The organism is Streptomyces sp. NPDC046870 (assembly GCF_040704595.1).
In the GTDB taxonomy this organism is placed as follows: Bacteria; Actinomycetota; Actinomycetes; order Streptomycetales; family Streptomycetaceae; genus Streptomyces; species Streptomyces argyrophylli.
This window is the reverse complement of the sequence record NZ_JBEYXM010000013.1, coordinates 84,206-104,410: the sequence shown is the minus strand read 5'-3', so window position 1 is coordinate 104,410 and position 20,205 is coordinate 84,206. Positions and strand designations below refer to the sequence as shown.

The window sequence follows — 20,205 nt, the reverse complement described above, 5'->3', positions numbered from 1 at the left end:
CGGGGGGTGAAGGGGGAGTTGGGGCGTCGGAGGAGACGACGGACAGCTGAGGCCCCAGCAACCCCGGGAGGCTCCCAGGTTTATAAGCGCTCCATAAGAAGTGTCAACGCGCAGGCCGTCAACGGCCGTTGACTTTGCCCGCTTATTAACCACCCAGACGTTTGAGCGCGTCCGGAGCCTGCTCGATCCGGTCAACGAGGGCGATACGGGACTCCATGGCCCGCCCCCGCGCCAGCGACCGGAGCAACGGCCAGACCGGCAGCTCCCGCGTCCAGTGCCCGCTGTCCACGAGCACCATCGGGGTCGGCTCGCCGCGCGACTCGTAGTAGTTGGGCGTCGCGTTGTCGAAGACCTCCTGCACGGTACCGGCGGCGCCCGGCAGGAAGACGACCCCGGCGGTGGAGCGGGCCAGCAGGCCGTCCTCGCGGGTGGCGTTGGCGAAGTACTTGGCGATGTGCGCGGCGAAGGCGTTCGGCGGCTCGTGGCCGTAGAACCAGGTGGGGATGCCCACCGAGTCCCCGCCGCCCGGCCAGCGCTCGCGCACCTCGAACGCGGCGCGCGCCCACTCGCTGACCGACGGGCGGAACGAGGGCGCCTTGGCGAGCAGCCGCAGCGCGTCGTCCAGCATGCCGTCGCCGAACGGGGCGGCGTAGGCGCCGAGGTTGGCGGCCTCCATCGCGCCCGGTCCGCCGCCGGTGGCGACCGTGTAGCCGGCGCGGGCGAGTGCGCGGCCGAGCCGGGCGGCACCGGCGTACGCGTCGGTCCCACGGGCCATCGCGTGGCCGCCCATGACGCCCACCACCCGGGCGCCGGCGAGGAGTTCGTCCAGGGCGTCGGAGACGGCGTCGTCGTGGATCGCGCGGAGCATCGAGGAGAAGACGTCGCCGTCGGCCTTCGTGCGCTGGAACCAGGCGTAGGCGCGCGCGTCCGGCGTCACCTCGTACCCCGTGTCCAGTGACTCGAACAGTTCCCCGGGCGTGTAGACGAAGGCGCGGTACGGGTCGAACGGGAGCCCGGGCACCGGCGGGAACACCAGGGCCCCGGACGCCCGGACCCGGGCGGCGGCCTCCGGGTCCATGGGACAGCCGAGGAAGACGGCTCCCGTGGTGTCGAGGCGGAGCAGGACGTCCGTACGGCTGGTCAGGTCGACGGCCTGGACCCGGAACCGGGCGAGCGAGCCGTGCTCGGCGACGGCCTCGTCGAACTCGGCGAGCGACTCTATCTCGCGGTCGTGGGCGGCGCGGTGCGGCTGGGCGGGTGTCGGTTGCACCCGCCCATGCTGGCACGGATGTTCGGGCCGCGGGGTCAGCCCTGGACGGCCGCCGGGTCCATCCACACGACCTCCCAGGTGTGGCCGTCGAGGTCGTCGAAGGCGCGGCCGTACATGAAGCCGTGGTCCTGGGCCTGGCCGCTCGCCGTGCCACCGGCCGCGATGGCCCTGTCGACCAGCTCGTCCACCTTCTCGCGGCTCTCGGCGCTCAGACACAGCAGCATCTCGCTGGTCGTCGTCGCGTCGGCGATCTCCTTCTTGGTGAAGGTCGCGTAGAACGGCTTGGTCAGCAGCATCGCGACGATGCTGTCGCTGATCACCACGGAGGCCGCCTTGTCGTCACTGAACCGCGGGTCGATCGAGTAGCCGAGTTCCGTGAAGAACTTCTTGGAGGCGTCCAGGTCGTTCACGGGCAGGTTCACGAAGATCATCTGCTGGTACATGCGGGCCTCTCCCGTCCGGGTGGTGCGCGTTCGTCGCGTTCGGTGGGTGGACCGGCGGCCCGCGCGGAACTCATCGGCGACCGCCGAGGTTCCTCTCAGCCGAGCGGCAGCGCCGACAGCGCGGCGATCCCGAGGGTGAGCGGGCCGAACAGGGCCAGCAGGGCGGCCGCGCGGAGGGCGGCGGCGCCGCGCAGCATCCCGGCGGGCGCGCCGAGACGCAGCAGCGCGGCGACGGTGTCGGCACGGCACTGCCGGGCCTCCACGGCCGCGGTGAGGAGGGTGGCGAGCGTGGCGCCGGCGACGACGAGCGCGCCGAGGGCGGACAGCGGGCCGGAGGCGGGGGCCGGGCCGGCGCCGTCGTACAGGGCGGTCAGGGCGTAGCCGGCGGACGCCACCGCGCACACCACGCCCAGCGGGCGGCCGATCCGGGCGGCCTCCGCCATGAGGACCCGGCCGGCGAGCAGCCTCAGCGCCCCCGGGCGGGTGGACTGAAGGAGCCGTCCGCACAGGTGGGTGAGGCCGGGGGCGGCCAGGACGAGACCGGTGGCGGTCAGGAGCCAGCCGAGGAGCACGGCGAGGGCGGGAGCGGGCGTGGTGCGGCCGGCGTAGGCCTGCACGGCGAGTCCGGCGGTGACGAGGGCCACGCCCCAGGGCAGGCCGGCCGGGGGCTGGACCTCGGTGTCCGGTGCGGGTGCGGGTGCGGGGGGCTCGGGGTCGGCTCCGGCACCCGGCGCCGGCGCGTCGTCGTCCGTGACCGTCGTTCCGGCGGCCCGACCGCCCGTGGCGGACGGGGTCGCCGTGGCCGGCGTCCTGGAGGGCGCCGCCCGTCCCCTGAAGCGTCCCGCCGCTCCGAACGTCTCCTTCCTCGGCGACCCCCCGTAGGCGCCGAAGCGGCCGAAGCCCCGGCCGGTCCGGGGTGGCGGGACCGGGTCCCTCGGGCGCAGGGCCAGGGCCACCGCCGTCGTCGCCGTGGCCGGGAGCAGGGCGAGGAGGGTCAGGGCCGCCGGGAGGGGGAGGGAGCGGTCCGCCGCCAGCATGTCCGCGGCCGCGCCGTCGAACGGCATGCCCGTCAGGTCGCCGCGCAGATGGAGGAAGACCAGCAGGGCCAGCAGCGAGCCCAGGGTGCAGGACAGGGCCGTCGTCAGCGCGGAGACGGCCATGAGGCGGGCCGGGCCCAGGCCCACGGCGGACAGGCCGGGGCGCGGCCGGGTGCCGGGGTCGGTGCGGGCGACCGCGAGCGCCAGGTGCACCGTGGCGGCGAGCGGCACGGCGCACCAGGCCAGGCGCAGAGCGGAGGCGTTCGCGGCCTCCGGGTGCTTCAGGGCGTGCGCGAGGCAGGACAGCAGCAGGAAACCGGTGCCCGCCGAGGCCGCGGCCACCAGCAGGCGGCGCAGCTGGACGGCGGGCCGGGCGGCACGGGTCAGGCGGAGAGCGAGCACGCGGCCCGGCCTTCCGTGTCGGGGCTGTCCGGCAGGTGCACGGTGTGCACGCGCCGCCCGTCCAGCAGGGCCACCGTACGGTCGGCGAGGGCGGCGGTCTCCGCGTCGTGCGTGGCGAGGACGACGGTGATGCCGTGCGAGCGGGCGGCCGCGATGAGCGTGCGCAGGACGTGGGCGCGGTCGGCGCGGTGCAGCGGGGCCGTGGGCTCGTCGGCGAAGAGGACCGTGGGTCCGGGGGCGAGCGCGCGGGCGATGGCGACGCGCTGGCGTTCGGCGTGCTGGAGGTCGCGGGGGCGGCTGCGGGCCTTCTCGCCGACGTCCAGCCGCTCCAGCCACTCCAGCGCGGCCACCTTGGCCCGGCGGCGCCCGGCGCCGCGCAGCATCAGCGGGAGCGCGGCGTTCTCCCAGACGTTCAGCTCGGGGACGAGGAACGGTTCCGGGTCGATCCAGCCGAAGCGGTCCCGGCGCAGCCGCTCGCGGGCCATCGGGCCTAGCGTGTGCACGGGGGAGCTGTTGAACCAGACCTCGCCGCACCGCACCGGCTCCAGGCCGGACAGGCAGCGCAGCAGGGTCGTCTTGCCGCTGCCGCGGGGGCCGCTGACGGCGAGGATCTCGCCCTGCCGTACGCCGAGCGAGATCCCGGCGAGTCCGGGGGAGCCGTCGCGGTGGCTGAAGTGCAGGGAGCGTGCCCAGAGCACGTCGTTGTCCGGCGGAGCCTCCATGGGCGTACACCTCGGTTCAGATCCGTTTTCCCGTGCCTGTTCCTCCGTCCGGGGGAACGAAGGCAGGGCCGATCGGTCACTGGCACGCTAGGCAGGTCCCGGACGGGAGCCCGGACAGCACACGGCCCCGGGCCGCCGTTCTCACTCGAACGGAGGGCGCCGGGGCCGGGTTCGGTCATCCCGTCGGATGATCAGAGCTTGGTCCACGCCTCCGTGAGGGTGGCCCGCAGGATCTGCTCGATCTCGTCGAAGGTCCCCTGGTCGGAGATCAGCGGCGGGGCGAGCTGGACGACCGGGTCGCCGCGGTCGTCGGCACGGCAGTACAGGCCGTTGTCGAACAGCGCCTTGGAGAGGAAGCCGTACAGGACGCGCTCGGTCTCCTCCTCGTTGAAGGACTCCTTGGTGTTCTTGTCCTTCACCAGCTCGATGCCGTAGAAGAAGCCGTTGCCGCGGACGTCGCCGACGATGGGCAGGTCGTGCAGCTTCTGCAGGGTCCGCAGGAAGGCGCCCTCGTTGTCCAGCACGTGCTGGGTGAGGTTCTCGCGCTCGAACAGGTCGAGGTTGGCGAGGCCCACCGCGGCCGACACGGGGTGGCCGCCGAAGGTGTAGCCGTGCAGGAAGGTGTTGTCGCCCTTGTAGAACGGCTCGGCGATCCGGTCGGAGACGATGCACGCGCCGATCGGGGAGTAGCCCGAGGTCATGCCCTTGGCGCAGGTGATCATGTCCGGGACGTAGCCGAACTTGTCGCAGGCGAACATCGTGCCGAGGCGGCCGAAGGCACAGATGACCTCGTCCGACACGAGCAGCACGTCGTACTGGTCGCAGATCTCGCGCACGCGCTGGAAGTAGCCGGGCGGCGGCGGGAAGCAGCCGCCGGCGTTCTGCACCGGCTCCAGGAAGACTGCGGCGACGGTCTCCGGGCCCTCGAAGAGGATCTGCTGCTCGATCTGGTCGGCGGCCCAGCGGCCGAAGGCCTCCGGGTCGTCACCGTGGATCGGGGCGCGGTAGATGTTGGTGTTCGGCACCTTGTGCGCGCCCGGGACGAGCGGCTCGAAGGGGGCCTTCAGGGCCGGCAGGCCGGTGATCGACAGGGCGCCCTGCGGGGTGCCGTGGTAGGCGACCGCGCGGGAGATGACCTTGTACTTGGTCGGCTTGCCCTGGAGCTTGAAGTACTGCTTGGCGAGCTTCCAGGCGGTCTCGACGGCCTCGCCGCCGCCGGTGGTGAAGAAGACCTTGTTCAGGTCGCCCGGGGCGTAGTCGGCGAGGCGCTCGGCCAGCTCGACGGCCTTGGGGTGGGCGTAGGACCACACCGGGAAGAAGGCGAGCTCCTGGGCCTGCTTGAAGGCGGTCTCGGCGAGCTCCGTGCGGCCGTGTCCGGCCTGGACCACGAACAGACCCGCGAGACCGTCGAGGTAGCGCTTGCCCTTGTCGTCGTAGATGTAGGTGCCCTCGCCCCGGACGATGGTCGGGACCGGGGAGTTCTCGTACGAGGACATGCGGGTGAAGTGCATCCACAGGTGGTCGTACGCGGTGCGGCTGAGGTCCTTGCTGCTCACGGTTATCGGGTCCTCACGGTTATCGGGTTCCCCACATGTAGGTCTGCTTCTTGAGCTTCAGGTAGACGAAGCTCTCGGTGGAGCGCACTCCGGGCAGGGACCGGATGCGTTTGTTGATGACGTCCAGCAGGTGGTCGTCGTCCTCGCAGACGATCTCGGCGAGGATGTCGAACGAGCCCGCGGTCATCACCACGTACTCGACTTCCGACATGTCAGTCAGCGCGTCCGCGATCTTCTCGACGTCGCCCTCGGCGTTGATCCCGACCATCGCCTGCCGGCGGAAGCCCACGGTGAGCGGGTCCGTGACGGCGACGATCTGCATCACGCCCTGGTCCAGCAGCTTCTGCACGCGCTGCCGCACGGCCGCCTCGGACAGGCCGACGGCCTTGCCGATCGCGGCGTACGGCCGGCGGCCGTCCTCCTGGAGCTGCTGGATGATGGCGAGGGAGACGGCGTCCAGCTGGGGACTGCCGCCGTTCCTGGACTCGCGGGACGGGTCCCTCTGGTCTGCGCTTCGACTGGCCACGGCCTCACTGTGCACGACGTCTCGACAGTTTCGCAAGGCCCGATCAATGAAATTCGTTGTTTACGAGACCCCACCTTGCGGATTTCGCAGAACTGGTCGCGGTGGGGGTGTTGAAAACGTCGGCACGCCGACTAGGGTGGGTGTCTCAGAGATCGGACAGCTTGAACCAGATCAGGAGGCCGGCAGTGAGCACCGAGCTGCGTCGTCTGCGCAACTACATCGACGGTGAGTTCCGGGACGCCGCCGACGGACGGACCACCGAGGTGGTCAACCCCGCGACGGGCGAGGCGTACGCCACCGCGCCGCTGTCCGGGCAGGCGGACGTGGACGCCGCCATGGAGGCCGCCGCCCGTGCCTTCCCGGGCTGGCGCGACACCACGCCGGCCGAGCGGCAGAAGGCCCTCCTGAAGATCGCCGACGCCTTCGAGGAGCGCGCCGAGGAGCTGATCGCGGCCGAGGTGGAGAACACCGGCAAGCCGGTCGGGCTCACCCGCTCCGAGGAGATCCCGCCGATGGTCGACCAGATCCGCTTCTTCGCGGGCGCGGCCCGGATGCTGGAGGGCCGCTCGGCCGGAGAGTACATGGACGGGATGACCTCGATCATCCGCCGTGAGCCGGTCGGCGTCTGCGCGCAGGTCGCGCCGTGGAACTACCCGATGATGATGGCGGTGTGGAAGTTCGCCCCGGCCATCGCCGCCGGCAACACCGTCGTCCTGAAGCCGTCGGACACCACCCCGGCCTCCACCGTCCTGATCGCCGACATCATCGGCTCGATCCTGCCCAAGGGCGTCTTCAACGTCATCTGCGGCGACCGCGACACCGGCCGCATGATGGTCGAGCACGACATCCCGGCCATGGCCTCCATCACCGGTTCCGTGCGCGCCGGCATGTCCGTCGCCGAGTCCGCCTCCAAGGACCTCAAGCGGGTCCACCTGGAGCTGGGCGGCAAGGCCCCGGTCGTCGTCTTCGAGGACACCGACATCGCCAAGGCCGTCGAGGACATCTCCGTGGCGGGCTTCTTCAACGCCGGCCAGGACTGTACGGCCGCCACCCGCGTCCTCGTGCAGGAGTCCATCCACGACGAGTTCGTGGCCGCGCTCGCCAAGGCCGCGTCCGAGACGAAGACCGGCCAGCCGGACGACGAGGACGTGCTGTTCGGCCCGCTGAACAACCCCAACCAGCTCAAGCAGGTCTCCGGCTTCATCGAGCGCCTCCCCGCCCACGCCAAGGTCGAGGCGGGCGGCCAGCAGGTCGGCGACAAGGGCTACTTCTACGCCCCGACCGTCGTCTCCGGCCTGAAGCAGGACGACGAGATCATCCAGAACGAGGTCTTCGGCCCGGTCATCACCGTCCAGTCCTTCACCGACGAGGAGCAGGCCGTCGAGTGGGCCAACGGCGTCGAGTACGCCCTGGCGTCCTCGGTGTGGACCAAGGACCACGCCCGCGCGATGCGCATGTCCAAGAAGCTCGACTTCGGCTGCGTGTGGATCAACACCCACATCCCGCTGGTCGCCGAGATGCCGCACGGCGGCTTCAAGAAGTCCGGCTACGGCAAGGACCTGTCGGCCTACGGCTTCGAGGACTACACGCGCATCAAGCACGTGATGACGTCGCTGGACGGCTGACGGCCGCTGGGGCGGATCGTCCGTGGACACGGTGGGACGGCATGCTTCCGGGGTGTTCCAGACCGCTTCCCGCAAGCCCCCGCCGTCCCGCCGTTCCCTGCTCGCCGCCCTCGGGGGCACCGCCGCGCTCGGTGCCCTCGCCGGCTGCGGGGTGCCCGCGGCGTACGTGGCACCCGGTGACCGGGCCGTGGCCGACGAGTCCGCCCGCGACAACAGGCTGACCTGGGCGAACTGGCCGCTCTACATCGACACCGACGACGACGACCCCGGCCGGCGGCCCACGCTGGAGGGGTTCGGGAAACGCACCGGGATCTCCGTCGACTACGTCGAGGAGATCAACGACAACGACGAGTTCTTCGGCAAGATCAGCCCCGCGCTGACGAGCCACCGGTCCACCGGCCGCGATCTGATCGTCATCAGCGACTGGATGTGCGCCCGGTACGTCCGGCTCGGCTGGGTCCAGGAGATGGACCGCGCCCACCAGCCGAACGTGGCGCGGTACCTGGACCCGCTGCTGCGCTCGCCCGCCTTCGACGAGGGCCGCCGGTTCACCGTGCCCTGGCAGTCCGGCATCACCGGCATCGCCTACAACCGCCGCGCGCTCGGCCGCGAGATACGCGCCGTCTCCGACCTGTGGGCCGAGGACCTCAAGGGCCGCGTGACCCTGCTGTCCGGCCTGGACGAGTCGTTCGCGCTGCTCATGCAGGGCAACGGCGTCGACGTCACCCGGTGGACAGCGGACGACTTCCACCAGGTCTGCGACCAGGTGGAGCGGCAGGTCCACCGGGGCCAGATACGCCGGTTCACCGGCAACGACTACACCAAGGACCTGGTCAGCGGGGACGTCCTCGCCTGCCAGGCGTACTCCGGCGACGTCATCCAGCTCAAGGCGGACAACCCCGACATCCGCTTCGTCGTCCCCGAGGAGGGCGCCGAACTGTGGTCGGACTCCCTGATGATCCCCGACCGGGCCCGCCACAAGGCCAACGCCGAGCGCCTGATCGACTACTACTACGCCCCCGAGGTCGCCGCCCGGCTCGCCGCCTGGGTGAACTACGTCTGCCCGGTTCCGGCGGCCCGCGAGGTCCTCGCCGCCGCCGAGGACGAGGACACGGCAGCGCTCGCCGGGAACCCCCTGATCTTCCCGGACTCCGGCATGCGCCGCCGCCTCGCCGTCGCCCGCGACATCACCTCCGCCGAACGCCCGGAGTTCACCCGGCGGTGGAACGGGATCGTGGGGCTCTAGCGCGTGGCCGGCCGGCGGCGGAGCCGGGGTCACTTCAGGCCGCTGAGCATGACGCCCCTGACGTAGTACTTCTGGAGCAGCAGGAACAGGAGCAGGACCGGCAGGACGCTCAGCACGAGGCCGGCCATGACGATGGGCGTCGTGCGGGCCGGGTCGACGTGGTCCTGGAGCAGCTGGATGCCGACGGGCAGGGTCATCACGTCCGGGTTGGCGGTCGAGACGAGCAGCGCCCAGATGTACTCGTTCCACGCGTCGACGAAGGTCAGCAGCCCGAGCGTGACCAGGACCGGCTTGGTCTGCGGCACCACGATCCGCCACCACACGGCGAACTCCCCGGCCCCGTCGATGCGCGCCGCCTCCAGGACCTCGTCCGGGATCGCGACCATGAACTGGCGGGTCAGGAAGATCCCGAAGCCGTTGACGAGGAACGGCACGGCGAGCGCGGCGACGCTGACGGTCAGGCCGGCGCCGCCGCGCCCGGACAGGTCGTTGCCGCCCGCCAGCGGCCAGTGCACCAGGATCAGGAAGTGCGGGACGAAGAAGAGGAACGGCGGGAACATCATCGTGGACAGCACGAGGCGGAAGACGAAGTCCCGGCCGGGAAAACGCAGTTTGGCGAGCGCGTAGCCCGCGAGGGACGACGTGAGCAGCACCGAACCGGTGATCAGCGCGGTGGCGACCACGCTGTTGCGGAAGAGCACCGGCAGGTCCAACTGGCGGATCGCCGCCCGGTAGTTGGAAAGGTCGAACGCCTGGGGCAGGAAGCGGTACGGCAGCGTGCCGGCCTCTTCGGGGCCCTTGAAGGACGTCATCACCATGTCGAGGAACGGCACCACGGTGAGCACGGCGCCGGTCACGACCACCAGGTACGACAGCCACGGCACACCACGGCGGCCGGCGCCCCTTCCCCGCGTCACGCGTCCTCCCCCGAGCGCCGGAACCACCACAACTGCGCCAGCGTCACCGCGAGGACCACCGCGAACAGCACGAACGCGGCGGCGCTCGCGGTGCCCCAGTCGCCGTAGCCGAAGGCCAGCCGGTACATCTCCAGCGCGGCCACGTCGGTCGCGTCACCGGGTCCGCCCCTGGTCATCACGGTGATCAGCGCGAACGACTGCAGACCGGTGAGGAACTGGGTGACGCACACGAACAGCAGGGACGGCCGCAACAGCGGCAGGGTGATCTTCCGGAAGACGGTGACCGGACCGGCGCCGTCCAGCGCGGCGGCCTCGTAGTACGACTCCGGGACGGACTTCAGCCCGGCGGTCAGCACGAGGACCGCCGAGCCGAGCGAGGCCCAGGCCTGGACGACCACGACCGAGGGCAGCGCGGTGTCCGGGTCCGCGAGGAACGCCACCGAGTCCAGTCCGACGGCGTTGAGGACGCCGTTGACCAGACCGCCCGGCTCGTACATGTACTTCCACACGTTGCCGACGGCGACGACGGTCGTGACGATCGGCAGGAAGTACAGGGTGCGCCACACCCCCTGGAACCGCAGCCTGTCGATGCAGGTCGCGACGAGCACCGAGCCCGTGAGGGCGAGGGCGACGGTGCCCAGGGCGAACAGCAGCGTGTTGGTGAGGATCGGCGTCAGGAACGTCGACCCGTCCGCGAACAGGCGGGTGAAGTTGTCCAGGCCGGCCGGCTCGATGTCGCCGAGGGCGAACCCGGACCAGCGGGACGTCGACAGCAGCAGCGCGAACCCCAGCGGCAGGACCAGGAAGACCGCGAAGAACAGCAGCACCGGCGCCAGGAAGAGGTAGGCGACGACGGTCTGGCGGCGCCGGTGGCGGACGCGGCCGTCGACGGCGGGCCGGACGGCCCGAGCCCGGGGGGCCCGTTCGGCCGTCTCCGGTACCAGGGCGTTCACCATGCGCGCGCCACCTCCTGATCGACCTGACGGCGGGTGAGGCGCAGCGCCTCCTCGACCGACCGCCGGCCGGTCCACAGCGCTTCGACGTTCGTGCGCAGCAGCGACTTGGCCTGCTGCGCGCCCGGCACGTTCGGCTCCGGCACCGCGTAGGCCAGCGCGTCCAGGAACGGCCGCAGGTTCGGATCGCCGGCCGCGCCCTTCCGGCCGCCCGCGCCCAGGAGCGCCCGCATGTCGTCGGCGCGGCCGGTCAGGGAGCCGACCGACACCTGGAGGGCGCTCATCCGGGTCGCCACCACACCCTTCTCGGCGGTCGTCCGCTCGGCGTTGAGCCAGCGCAGGAACTCCCAGGCCTCGCGCGGGTGCGCACTGGCCGTGTTGACCCCGAGCATGAACCCGGTGCAGAGCGTGGCGCGTGTGCCGCCCGCCTCGGGCAGCGGCAGCGGCGCGACGCCGACATCGCGGTAGTCCGCGCCCATCTCGCTCTTCAGGCTGCCGGTCCACCAGCCCGCGCTGATCACCATGGCCACCTGTCCGGACGGGAACGCGCGGTAGACGTTGACCCCGGGGGAGCTCGCCCCCCTGGCGACGAGGCGGTCCTCCAGGCCGAACACGGCCCGGCCGGCCGGCGAGTCGATGCCGGTGCTCCTGCCGTCCGCCGAGACGAACGCTCCGCCGGCCGCGTTGAGCAGCGCGAGCGTCTGGCCGACGGTGGTGGAGTCGTCGTAGGTCGACAGGCCGAAACCCTGGACGAGCGTGTTGCCGTACCGGTCCCGCCTGGTGGTGCGGTAGGCGGTCTCCTCCAGCTCCCGCCAGGTGCGCGGCGGCCCGTCGACGCCGGCCGCGCGCAGCAGCCGCTTGTTGTAGTACAGGGCGTACGTCTGGAGCTCGGTGGGGTAGCCGTACACCCTGCCGCCCACCGACGCGGCGCCGACCGCGGCGGCACTGTAGCCGCGCCGGATCTCCTCCGCGTGCTCGGCCGGGGCGGGCCGCAGGACGCCGGCCCGGACGAGCTGGCCGTTCCACAGACAGTACGGGTGGAGGATGTCGGCGCCCTGGCCGGCGGCCTGCCGGACCATGAACGTGGTCAGCAGGTCCGTGAACTCCACCGCCGTCGTGCGCACCTTGACCCGGTCGTGCGTGGCGTTCCACTCGTCCACCGGGCCGCGCAGCGCCTCCTTGAGCTCCCCGCTCGCGTAGTGGGAGAGCAGGGTGAGGACGATGGGATCACCGGGCCGCCCGGTGCCCCGGTGCGGCGCCGCGCAGCCGGTGGCGAGCAGCGCCGAGGGGAGCGCGAGCGCGAAGTGACGGCGGCTCAGGCGTGGGGTGCGGCGCGGTGGCTGACGGTCGGGCGGGCCGTCGGTGCGGCGGGGCCGGGTCATCGGGTGGCCTCCCGGCGCAGCACACGGAACACCCGGGTCGTGGTGAAGCCCGCCGCGCGGTACAGCCGGCCCGCCGGTGACCGCTCGCCGGTCCACAGGAACCACGCGGAGTGCGCGCCGCGCGCCCGCATCCGCTCCAGGACCAGGTGGAGCAGGACCGTGCCGAGCCCGGTGCCGCGCATCTCCTCCAGCACGCCGAACGGCCCGAACCGCTCGTCCGCCGACGCGTACGCGCCGTGCATCGCCCAGCCGGTCAGGCGGCCCGACGGGTCCCGGGCGACGACGATCCGGTCCAGCGGCGTGCCCGCGGCCAGGCACTCCCGGATCGCCCGCGCCCAGTCAGGGTTGAAGTGCCCCCCGGCGAGCGCGAGCAGGTCCACCAGGTCGTCGTCGGACGGGGTGGCGAACCGGTGGCCGCGGGCCGTCAGCTCGTCCCGGCGGCGCGCGGCCACGTCGGGGAAGCGGTAGCCGACCAGGCGGCGGTCCATCGCCGCCGCCTCGTACAGGGTCCGGAAGCCCAGCGCATCGAGGAGCTGCACCGCCTCCGGGTACGTCTCGGCGTCCAGCCCGGGGAGGAGATAGTTCGGGGTGTACGAGGAGAAGTCCACGCGGGTGCGGCCGTGACCGCGCAGCCAGTCGAGGGCCTCGGTCAGCAGCCGGCGGCCCAGGCCGCGCCCACGGGCGGCCGGGTCGACGAAGAAGAACGGGATCCAGCCCTGCTCCGGCTCCAGGTCGGTGCCGCTCATCGGCGTCAGACGGCGCACCGCGTAGGCCGCGCCGACGACCCGGTCGCCGTCGACGGCGACCCGGAGCCCCTCCGGATCGAAGTTGGCGTCGAGCAGCACCAGGGACCGGAAGCGGTCCGGGGTGAGGGGATCGGCCGGCGCGCTCCGCCGCCACGCCTCCACCAGCCCGGGCCCGTCACCCACGCGGAAGCCGCGCGTCCGCGCCCCGGATGTCGTCGTGCGGTCGGTCATCGACGGAGGTGTCCTTCCCTGCGCGGGTGCGGGGCAGTGGGCGGCGAGGGCGGTCGGTACGGCCTCGGTGCCGGGGCGGGGCGTACGCCGGTGGCCGTGGGCTCAGGGGTAGAGCAGGACGTCGGCGCCGGCCCAGTCGGCGGGCGGTGCCGGTGGGGCGCACAGCGGCAGCGGGTCGTCGCCCGCGTCGACGGCGCGCCGCAACCGGTCGGAGCCCCACAGCAGGTCGATGAGGGGACGGCCGGTCCCCCCGGTTCCCTCCGCGCCGCCGTCCGCGGTGTGCCAGGCGAAGTCGTCCGGGTACAGCCGCCGCAGCGTCGCGAGCATCGCGACCGCGGTGCGTACGGGAGCGAACGCCACGGGGTCGGTGAGGTGGAGCTGGACCCCGCGCAGCGGCCGTCCGGCGTGCTTGTGGAAGGTCGGTACGAAGCGCAGGTCACGGAAGTGCACTCCCGGAAGGGCGAGTTCGGCGAGCGCGGGCGCGAACCGCGCGTCGAGGTACGGCGCCCCGACGATCTCGAAGGGCTGTGTGGTGCCCCGGCCCTCGGAGAGGTTCGTCCCCTCGAACAGACAGGTGCCGGGGTAGACGGCGGCCGTGGCGGGCGTCGGGATGTTCGGCGAGGGCGCGATCCACGGCAGGCCGGTGGCCGCCGCGTCCATGGCGCGCCGCCAGCCGGCCGCCTCGATCACGGTCAGGTCGGCGGACCGGCCCGCGACGTGGGGAACGGCGCAGGCGTTGAGGTGCCGGGCGAGTTCACCGCAGGTGAGGCCGTGCCGGACCGGCAGCGGGGCACGCCCGAGGAAGCTGGCCCACGCCGGGTCGAGCAGCGGCCCCTCGCTGACGAGGCCGCCGAGTGGATTCGGCCGGTCGGCGACCACGAACCGTACGCCCGTACGGGCCGCCGAGACCATCAGATCGAACATCGTCCAGACGTAGGTGTAGAACCGGGCCCCGATGTCCTGGAGGTCGAACACCAGGGCGTCGACGCCGCTGTCGAGCAGCAGGGTGTCGAGGTGCTCGCCGTCGCACCGGTAGGTGTCGTGGACCGGCAGCCCGGTGGCGGGGTCCCGCCGGCTGGTCCCGCCCTCCCCGGCCTGGGCCGTCCCGTGCAGCCCGTGCTCGGGTCCGAACAGGGCGACCAGCGGCGCGCCTGCCGCGAGCAGCGCGGGCGCGGCGGGGCGCAGATCGGGGAGGACGCCGGTGTGGTTGGTCACCAGCCCCAGCCGGCCGGGCCCGGCGAGCCCGGGAGACGCGTGCAGCCGTGCGATCCCGGTCGTCACCGCGACGCGGTCGTCCGTGCTCATCCGTTGCCCCGTCTGCCGGTGACGTCTCGAAGGGTGGGGCGCAATTTACTGGTATGTCCAGGAACTTTGCAATGATTCAGAGCGGTACGCGCCGAGACGGCATGTTCGTTCAGCAACGAGGCTTTCGCGCTGAAGCGTTCCCCCCGGACACGACGGCGGCGCCACGGACCCCGACTTCACCGGAGGCGCCATCCCTACCGGCGCCGGCACCGTCCCCGGGTTCCTGTTCGGCTCGCGCCCCGCGCTCGGCCCCTGTTCCATCACCCTGCCCGGTGTCTTCTCCTGTGCCGCCGCCACCTCGCCGGGCCCCGGCTCCCACGGCGTGTGCGGCGCCGGGGCGGCGGCCTCGGCCCTGCGTCACCTCGGTACGACACCGGACTGGTGACGCGGGCAGGCGCGCCGCGGGCACGTCAGCCGCCCAGCGCCCGGCCCACCGTCGCCGCCGCCTGGCGTACGGCGGGGGCCAGCCGGTCGGGACGGGCGGTCGTCGCAGCCGTCACCGACACGGCAGCCACGGCGAAGCCGTTCCGGAACACCGGGGCGGCCAGGGAGAGTTCACCCAGGCGGTACTCCTGGTGCGCCTCGGCCAGTCCGGTCGCGCGCACCCGGGCCAACTGGGCACCGAGGGCGCCGGGGGCGGTGACGGTGTAGGGGGTGTGACGGAGGGCGCTCGGGGACGGGCCGGGCGCGGTACGGGGGCCGTGGCCGGCGATCTGGCCGGGCGCGCCGCCGTCGCCGTTCCCGTGCCCGCCGCCGAACCCGGACCCGACCCCGTAGGCCAGCAGCACCTTGCCCGCCGCCGTGGCGTGCAGCGGCAGCCGTTCGCCGGTGACCAGGCAGAGGGCCGCGCCGTCGGCCCGGATCGTCACGTCGGCGTGGCCGCCGGTGCGGGCGGTGAGGGTGCGCAGGGCCGGCAGGGCCGCGGTGAGGAGCCCGCGGGGACAGGGCGCGGCGGCGCCGAGGGTGCGGATACGGGTGCCGAGGCGGTAGGAGCCGTCGGCCGCCCGCTCCAGCCCGCCCCAGGCCACCAGTTCGCGCACCATGCGCAGCGCGGTCGGCGCGGGGAGCCCCGTGCGGCGGGCGATGTCCGTCAGGCGCAGGGTGTCCGGCGCGTCCCCGAACGCGTCCAGTACGGAGAGGACCCGCCCGGCCACGCTCTCGGCCATACCGCTCCTCCGCTTCCGCAGCCTTCGTTTTCGCCCAGTGAAACCCGGGCGTTGGCGCCGTACGCCCCTGCCCGTCATGGTCAACACATGACTCTCGGCCTCTCTTCCGACCAGCTCCTGTCCACCACGCGCGCCGTCCGCCACCGTCTCGACCTGACCCGGCCGGTGCCCCGCCGGCTGCTGGAGGAATGCGTCGACCTGGCGGTCCAGGCGCCGACCGGACGCAACCGGCAGCGCTGGCACTTCGTCATCGTCACCGACCCGGACCGGCGGGCCGCCCTGGCGGAGGTGTGGCGGGCCGGTGTGAGCGCGCCGGGCGCCAGCGAGCCGCTGCCGGCACGCGATGTGCGGCGCGCGAGCGTGGCCCGGATGGACCGGGTCTACTCCGGTACCGCGCACCTCTACGAGCATCTCCACGAGGTCCCGGCGCTCGTCGTCCCGTGCGTGGAGGGCCGTACCGACGACGCGCCCGTGCTGCGCCAGGCCGGCACCTGGGGGTCCATCCTCCCGGCCGTCTGGAGCTTCATGCTCGCCGCCCGCGCCAGGGGCCTCGGCACCTGCTGGACCACCGGGAACCTCGTCCACGAGCGGGAGTCGGCCCGAGTGCTCGGCATCCCGTACGAGGACGTCATGCAGGCCGCCCTCATCCCCGTCGCGTACACCCTCGGCACCGACTTCCGCCCGGCCGGCCGCATTCCGCGGGAGCGGGTGCTGCACTGGGAAGAGTTTTGAACATGTTCAATTCCAGGCGTACGCTGCTGCCATGAGCGACAGAGCCGCCCTGCTCAAGGGCATCCGCGTCTGGCTGGCCCTCTTCGTCGTGTGCCTCGCCCTCAGCGGGGCGACCGCCTTCCCGCTGGTGCACGAACTGCGCTGGACCGAGAGCGCGTTGCGCGCGCTGTCCGTGCCGGAGCACCTGCCCGGGCTGATGGCGTGGATCTCCCGGGTGCGGGACGGGCTGGACACCGTCGACGCCGACCAGCCCTTCGTCCTGTACGGCACCGACTGGCTCGCCTTCGCCCACCTCGTCATCGCGGTCGCGTTCTACGGCCCCTACCGCGATCCCGTCCGCAACATCTGGGTGGTCGAGTTCGGGATGATCGCCTGTGCCGGGATCATCCCGCTCGCCCTCGTGTGCGGACCGGTCCGCGGGATCCCCTTCTGGTGGAGCGTCCTCGACATGTCGTTCGGGGTCTTCGGGATCGTCCCGCTGTACGTCGTACGGAAGAAGATCAGGCGGCTGGAGGCGCTCGGCGGCGCGCCGTCCGGGTTCCCGGCCGCCACCGCCGCGGGCTGAACCGGGTCACCGGCGAACGGTCCGGTCCCGGTCAGCGGTTGAACGCCGGGAACGCGAAGCGCTGGGCGACGGCCAGACCGTCGCCCTTCGCGTCCGTGGAGTTGACCGAGTAGACCAGGGTGCGGGACAGGTCCGGGGCCGCGGCGATCACCGTCGCGTACCCGGGGCGCGAACCGGTCTTGCCCCAGATCACCCTCCCGTTCACCTCGAACCGCTCCAGGGCCGCGCCGTACCGCGCCCCGGGCACGTCCGGCAGCGTGAACATCTCCTTCAGCTGCGGGCGCGGCACCACCCGGCCGCGGAACAGCCCGACCAGCAGCCGTTCCAGATCGGCGGTCGTGGAGATCATGTCGCCGGCCGCGAACCGGTCGGACATGTTCCAGTCGGTCACGTCGACCAGTTCGCCGTCGATCCAGTCGTAGCCCCGGTTGTGCGGGCCGTGGATCCGGGGGTCCGCGCCGACCGGGAAGGAGCTGTGCCGCATGCCGAGCGGCCGGAAGACCCGCACCTCGGCCTGGTGCGCGTACGAGTCGCCGGTCACCTTCTCGATGAGCAGGCCGAGCACGGTGTAGTGGATGTTGCCGTAGGTCTGCCGCGTGCCCGGCGCGTACGCCGGACCCCCCGATACGGCGTCCGCCACCACCTCACGGGGTGTCAGCGTCTCGAAGCGGTGCGGGTAGCCCTCCTCGACCGTGTCACCGAGGGACGCACCCGGGCGCAGTCCGCTGGTGTAGTTCAGCAACTGCCGTACGGTGACCGGCGCGAAGTCCGCGGTGAGCAGGCCCGGCAGATAGTGCTGCACGGTCCCGTCGAGGTCGATCCGGCCCTCCGCGGCCAGTTGCAGCACGATCGACGCGGTCACCACCTTCGTCACCGAACCGGCCCGGAAGCGGGCGTCCTCCAGGGCCGGCGCTCCGGTGCGCACGTCCCGCACCCCGGCCGTCCCGCGCCAGGTCCCGTCACCGCCGACGCGGAGCAGCGCGGCGGTGGCGTCGTGGTCGGGCAGCCCGGCGATGGCGGCGGCGAGGGCCTCGGTGTCGGGGCCGGCCGTGCCGGGGGCGGTCGCGGCGGGGCCCGTCGCGGTACGGGCGGACTGCGCGGGCGCGGCGAAGGCGGGGGCCGCCAGCGGGCCGGCGGCCACCGCGGTGACCAGGGCGGCGGCCAGGAGGACGGAACGGCTGGTGCGGGGCATGCGGGGACTCCTTCGGGGGGCCGGACGTCGGGCACCGGAAGACGGTGCGTGATCATCCTCGGGCGCCGGGCCGGGCGGCGGATCCTCACCGAGGAGGTCCTGCGACCCTTGCTCGTCCCCGATCAACCAGCCGCTCCTCTAGGGGAGTTGCCCGGGATCACCCCTACGGTCCGCCCCCGCGCGGCCGTCACCTCGTCGCTGTGCTCGAAGGCCCGCGCCCCCGGGACGATCCGGACGAAGGACCCTGGTCCGCGGTGCGCAGGGCGTGCAGGACGTCGATCCGGTTCGTCGTGACCGAGTCGGCGCCCAGGTCCAGCAGGCGGCTCATGGAACGGCGGGTGTCCGGGGTCCAGACCGACAGCAGCAGACCGTCGCGGTGCACCCGGGCCGCGAGCTCGCGGCTGACCAGGGAGAAGCGGTAGTTGAGCCAGCGCGGGCGGATCGCGGCCAGCAGCGCGGGCCGGGGCGGCGCCAGGCTCGTCCAGGTCAGGGCGATCTCGGCGGCCGGGTCGGCGGCGCGGACGGCGAGCATCGCCTCGGCGTGCGCGCTGTAGTAGACCCGCTCCCCGGCCCCGCACTGCCGGACCACGTCCAGGACCCGCGCCACCGTCCGACGGCCGACCGGTCCGCACAGGTCCACCATCACCCTGCTGTCCCCGGTCGCGGCCAGCGCATCCGCCAGCGTCGGCACACCGCCCGCCGTGAGCCCGCGCAGCTCGTCGGCGGACAGCGCGGCCAGCGGCCGGTCGACCTCCCACAGCCGCCGCAGCGTGTCGTCGTGCAGCAGCACGGGGACGCCGTCGCGGGTGAGCCGTACGTCGACCTCCACGGCGTCCGCGCCCCGGTCGAGCGCGGACCGCAGGGAGGCGAGGGTGTTCTCACGGAAACGGTAGGGGTCGCCGCGGTGGGCCACGGCGGTCAGCGTCTGCATGGCCCCCATTGTGGCCGGTGTCAGGAGGCCGGCCAGGCCGCGGTGTACGTGTCGATCTCCGCCGTGATCCGCGCCTTGCCCGCCGCGTCCAGGAAGGAGGCCTCCACGGCGTTCTTCGCCAGCTCCGCCACACCCCGCTCGTCGAGATCCAGGAGCCGGGCGGCCACCGCGTACTCGTTGTTCAGGTCGGTGCCGAACATCGGCGGGTCGTCGGAGTTGATCGTGACCAGCACCCCGGCCCGCGTGAACTCCTTGATCGGGTGCTCCTCCAGCGTGCGGACCGCGCGGGTGGCGATGTTGGAGGTCGGGCACACCTCCAGCGGGACGCGGTGCTCGGCGAGGTGGGCGAGCAGCTTCGGGTCCCGCGCCGAGCTGGTGCCGTGCCCGATCCGCTCGGCGCGCAGCTCGGTCAGCGCGTCCCACACCGTCTGCGGACCGGTCGTCTCCCCGGCGTGCGGGACGGAGTGCAGACCGGCCGCGATGGCCCGGTCGAAGTACGGCTTGAACTGCGGCCGGGGCACGCCGATCTCCGGCCCGCCGAGCCCGAACGACACCAGGCCCTCCGGGCGCAACCGGTCGTCGGTGGCCAGCCGCACCGTCTCCTCGGCCGACTCCAGACCGGCCTCGCCGGGGATGTCGAAGCACCAGCGCAGCACGGTCCCGAACTCCGCCTCGGCGGTCTTCCGGGCGTCCTCGATCGCGTCCATGAACGCCCGCGGGTCGATACCGCGCCGGGTGGAGGAGAACGGGGTGATCGTCAGCTCGGCGTACCGCACCTGCTGCCGGGCCATGTCACGGGCCACCTCGTAGGTGAGCAGCCGGACGTCCTCCGGGGTGCGGATGAGGTCCACGACCGACAGGTACACCTCGATGAAGTGCGCGAAGTCGGTGAAGGTGAAGTAGTCGGCCAGGGCCTCGGGATCGCTGGGGACCCTGGAGTCGGGGTGCCGGGCGGCCAGTTCGGAGACGATGCGGGGGGAGGCGGAGCCGACGTGGTGGACGTGCAGTTCCGCCTTGGGCAGTCCGGCTATGAAGGCGCGCAGATCGCGGTCGGCGGTGCCGGTGGCGGGTACGGAGCTGTCGGTCAAGGGGTCCTCCCCGGGACGGGCGCCCGCGGCACGTGGTCCCCGGCACGTCGTGCGGTGGACGCGGTCCGTGGTGCGGGCGCGGTGATCGGCTGATCGGGTTGCGCCGCATCATCGTAGGCCCCGGGCCGCGGTGCCCCGCGCTGCCCGTAGCATGACGGGACGTCCAGCCG

The 20,205-nt window shown here is 72.8% G+C and carries 19 protein-coding genes; 4 read left to right on the top strand and 15 right to left on the bottom strand.

Features of this window, described 5'->3' with window-relative positions; translation table 11 throughout:
- Window positions 1-145: 145 nt before the first annotated feature.
- The 6 genes from AB0946_RS25810 to AB0946_RS25785 all read right to left on the bottom strand — a co-directional run bounded on the left by AB0946_RS25810 (window position 146) and on the right by AB0946_RS25785 (window position 5,971).
- Window positions 146-1,270 carry a Rossmann fold nucleotide-binding protein gene (locus AB0946_RS25810; protein WP_366763036.1) on the bottom strand — a complete coding sequence of 375 codons (1,125 nt, stop codon included), beginning with the start codon at window positions 1,268-1,270 and terminating at the stop codon, window positions 146-148.
- A 35-nt stretch (window positions 1,271-1,305) separates the two neighbouring features.
- Entirely contained in the window at window positions 1,306-1,713 is a 408-nt protein-coding gene (locus AB0946_RS25805; protein WP_366763035.1) for a VOC family protein, read from the bottom strand.
- Between the two features lie 95 nt (window positions 1,714-1,808).
- The gene (locus AB0946_RS25800; protein WP_366763034.1) at window positions 1,809-3,152 is read right to left on the bottom strand and encodes a hypothetical protein; all 1,344 of its coding nucleotides are present in this window, start codon (window positions 3,150-3,152) and stop codon (window positions 1,809-1,811) included.
- The gene (locus tag AB0946_RS25795) at window positions 3,134-3,874 is read right to left on the bottom strand and encodes an ATP-binding cassette domain-containing protein (RefSeq protein ID WP_366763033.1); all 741 of its coding nucleotides are present in this window, start codon (window positions 3,872-3,874) and stop codon (window positions 3,134-3,136) included. The genes AB0946_RS25800 and AB0946_RS25795 overlap by 19 nt, the downstream gene beginning before the upstream one ends.
- Before the next feature lie 191 nt (window positions 3,875-4,065).
- On the bottom strand, window positions 4,066-5,430 hold the full coding sequence (locus AB0946_RS25790) for an aspartate aminotransferase family protein (RefSeq protein WP_171152395.1): 1,365 nt from the start codon (window positions 5,428-5,430) through the stop codon (window positions 4,066-4,068).
- A gap of 19 nt (window positions 5,431-5,449) precedes the next feature.
- Window positions 5,450-5,971: an Lrp/AsnC family transcriptional regulator gene (locus AB0946_RS25785; protein WP_132788813.1), complete on the bottom strand. Its 522-nt coding sequence runs from the start codon at window positions 5,969-5,971 to the stop codon at window positions 5,450-5,452.
- A 170-nt stretch (window positions 5,972-6,141) separates the two neighbouring features.
- Here AB0946_RS25785 and AB0946_RS25780 point away from each other — a divergent pair, with 170 nt between their 5' ends.
- Together AB0946_RS25780 and AB0946_RS25775 are read left to right on the top strand one after the other, a co-directional pair.
- A complete protein-coding gene (locus AB0946_RS25780; protein ID WP_366763032.1) occupies window positions 6,142-7,581 on the top strand; it encodes a gamma-aminobutyraldehyde dehydrogenase in 1,440 nt (479 codons plus the stop codon).
- Window positions 7,582-7,633: 52 nt separating this feature from the next.
- Window positions 7,634-8,827 carry a spermidine/putrescine ABC transporter substrate-binding protein gene (locus AB0946_RS25775; protein WP_366763031.1) on the top strand — a complete coding sequence of 398 codons (1,194 nt, stop codon included), beginning with the start codon at window positions 7,634-7,636 and terminating at the stop codon, window positions 8,825-8,827.
- A 29-nt stretch (window positions 8,828-8,856) separates the two neighbouring features.
- On the opposite strand, the gene AB0946_RS25770 is transcribed toward AB0946_RS25775, so the two are convergent.
- The 6 genes from AB0946_RS25770 to AB0946_RS25745 form a co-directional block, all read right to left on the bottom strand.
- On the bottom strand, window positions 8,857-9,744 hold the full coding sequence (locus AB0946_RS25770) for a carbohydrate ABC transporter permease (protein WP_366763030.1): 888 nt from the start codon (window positions 9,742-9,744) through the stop codon (window positions 8,857-8,859).
- Window positions 9,741-10,700 carry a sugar ABC transporter permease gene (locus tag AB0946_RS25765; RefSeq protein WP_366763029.1) on the bottom strand — a complete coding sequence of 320 codons (960 nt, stop codon included), beginning with the start codon at window positions 10,698-10,700 and terminating at the stop codon, window positions 9,741-9,743. The genes AB0946_RS25770 and AB0946_RS25765 overlap by 4 nt, the downstream gene beginning before the upstream one ends.
- Window positions 10,694-12,079, bottom strand: coding sequence for an extracellular solute-binding protein (locus tag AB0946_RS25760; protein WP_366763028.1), 1,386 nt, complete (start codon window positions 12,077-12,079; stop codon window positions 10,694-10,696). The genes AB0946_RS25765 and AB0946_RS25760 overlap by 7 nt, the downstream gene beginning before the upstream one ends.
- Window positions 12,076-13,056, bottom strand: a complete 981-nt coding sequence (locus tag AB0946_RS25755; RefSeq protein WP_366763027.1) for a GNAT family N-acetyltransferase — start codon at window positions 13,054-13,056, stop codon at window positions 12,076-12,078. The genes AB0946_RS25760 and AB0946_RS25755 overlap by 4 nt, the downstream gene beginning before the upstream one ends.
- A gap of 102 nt (window positions 13,057-13,158) precedes the next feature.
- Window positions 13,159-14,361 (bottom strand): DUF1343 domain-containing protein, encoded by a 1,203-nt coding sequence (locus AB0946_RS25750; RefSeq protein WP_366763026.1) that lies wholly within the window; start codon window positions 14,359-14,361, stop codon window positions 13,159-13,161.
- Between the two features lie 410 nt (window positions 14,362-14,771).
- Window positions 14,772-15,527 (bottom strand): IclR family transcriptional regulator C-terminal domain-containing protein, encoded by a 756-nt coding sequence (locus tag AB0946_RS25745; RefSeq protein ID WP_366763025.1) that lies wholly within the window; start codon window positions 15,525-15,527, stop codon window positions 14,772-14,774.
- 87 nt (window positions 15,528-15,614) lie between these two features.
- Here AB0946_RS25745 and AB0946_RS25740 point away from each other — a divergent pair, with 87 nt between their 5' ends.
- Window positions 15,615-16,259, top strand: a complete 645-nt coding sequence (locus tag AB0946_RS25740) for a nitroreductase family protein (RefSeq protein ID WP_366763024.1) — start codon at window positions 15,615-15,617, stop codon at window positions 16,257-16,259.
- 31 nt (window positions 16,260-16,290) lie between these two features.
- A complete protein-coding gene (locus AB0946_RS25735; protein WP_366763023.1) occupies window positions 16,291-16,824 on the top strand; it encodes a hypothetical protein in 534 nt (177 codons plus the stop codon).
- Between the two features lie 31 nt (window positions 16,825-16,855).
- Here the strand turns inward: AB0946_RS25735 and AB0946_RS25730 are convergent, their stop codons facing one another.
- The 3 genes from AB0946_RS25730 to AB0946_RS25720 all read right to left on the bottom strand — a co-directional run bounded on the left by AB0946_RS25730 (window position 16,856) and on the right by AB0946_RS25720 (window position 20,035).
- Window positions 16,856-18,016, bottom strand: a complete 1,161-nt coding sequence (locus AB0946_RS25730; RefSeq protein WP_366763022.1) for a serine hydrolase domain-containing protein — start codon at window positions 18,014-18,016, stop codon at window positions 16,856-16,858.
- A 187-nt stretch (window positions 18,017-18,203) separates the two neighbouring features.
- On the bottom strand, window positions 18,204-18,947 hold the full coding sequence (locus AB0946_RS25725) for a glycerophosphodiester phosphodiesterase (protein WP_366763021.1): 744 nt from the start codon (window positions 18,945-18,947) through the stop codon (window positions 18,204-18,206).
- A 20-nt stretch (window positions 18,948-18,967) separates the two neighbouring features.
- Entirely contained in the window at window positions 18,968-20,035 is a 1,068-nt protein-coding gene (locus AB0946_RS25720; RefSeq protein WP_366763020.1) for an adenosine deaminase, read from the bottom strand.
- Between the last annotated feature and the right edge of the window lie 170 nt (window positions 20,036-20,205).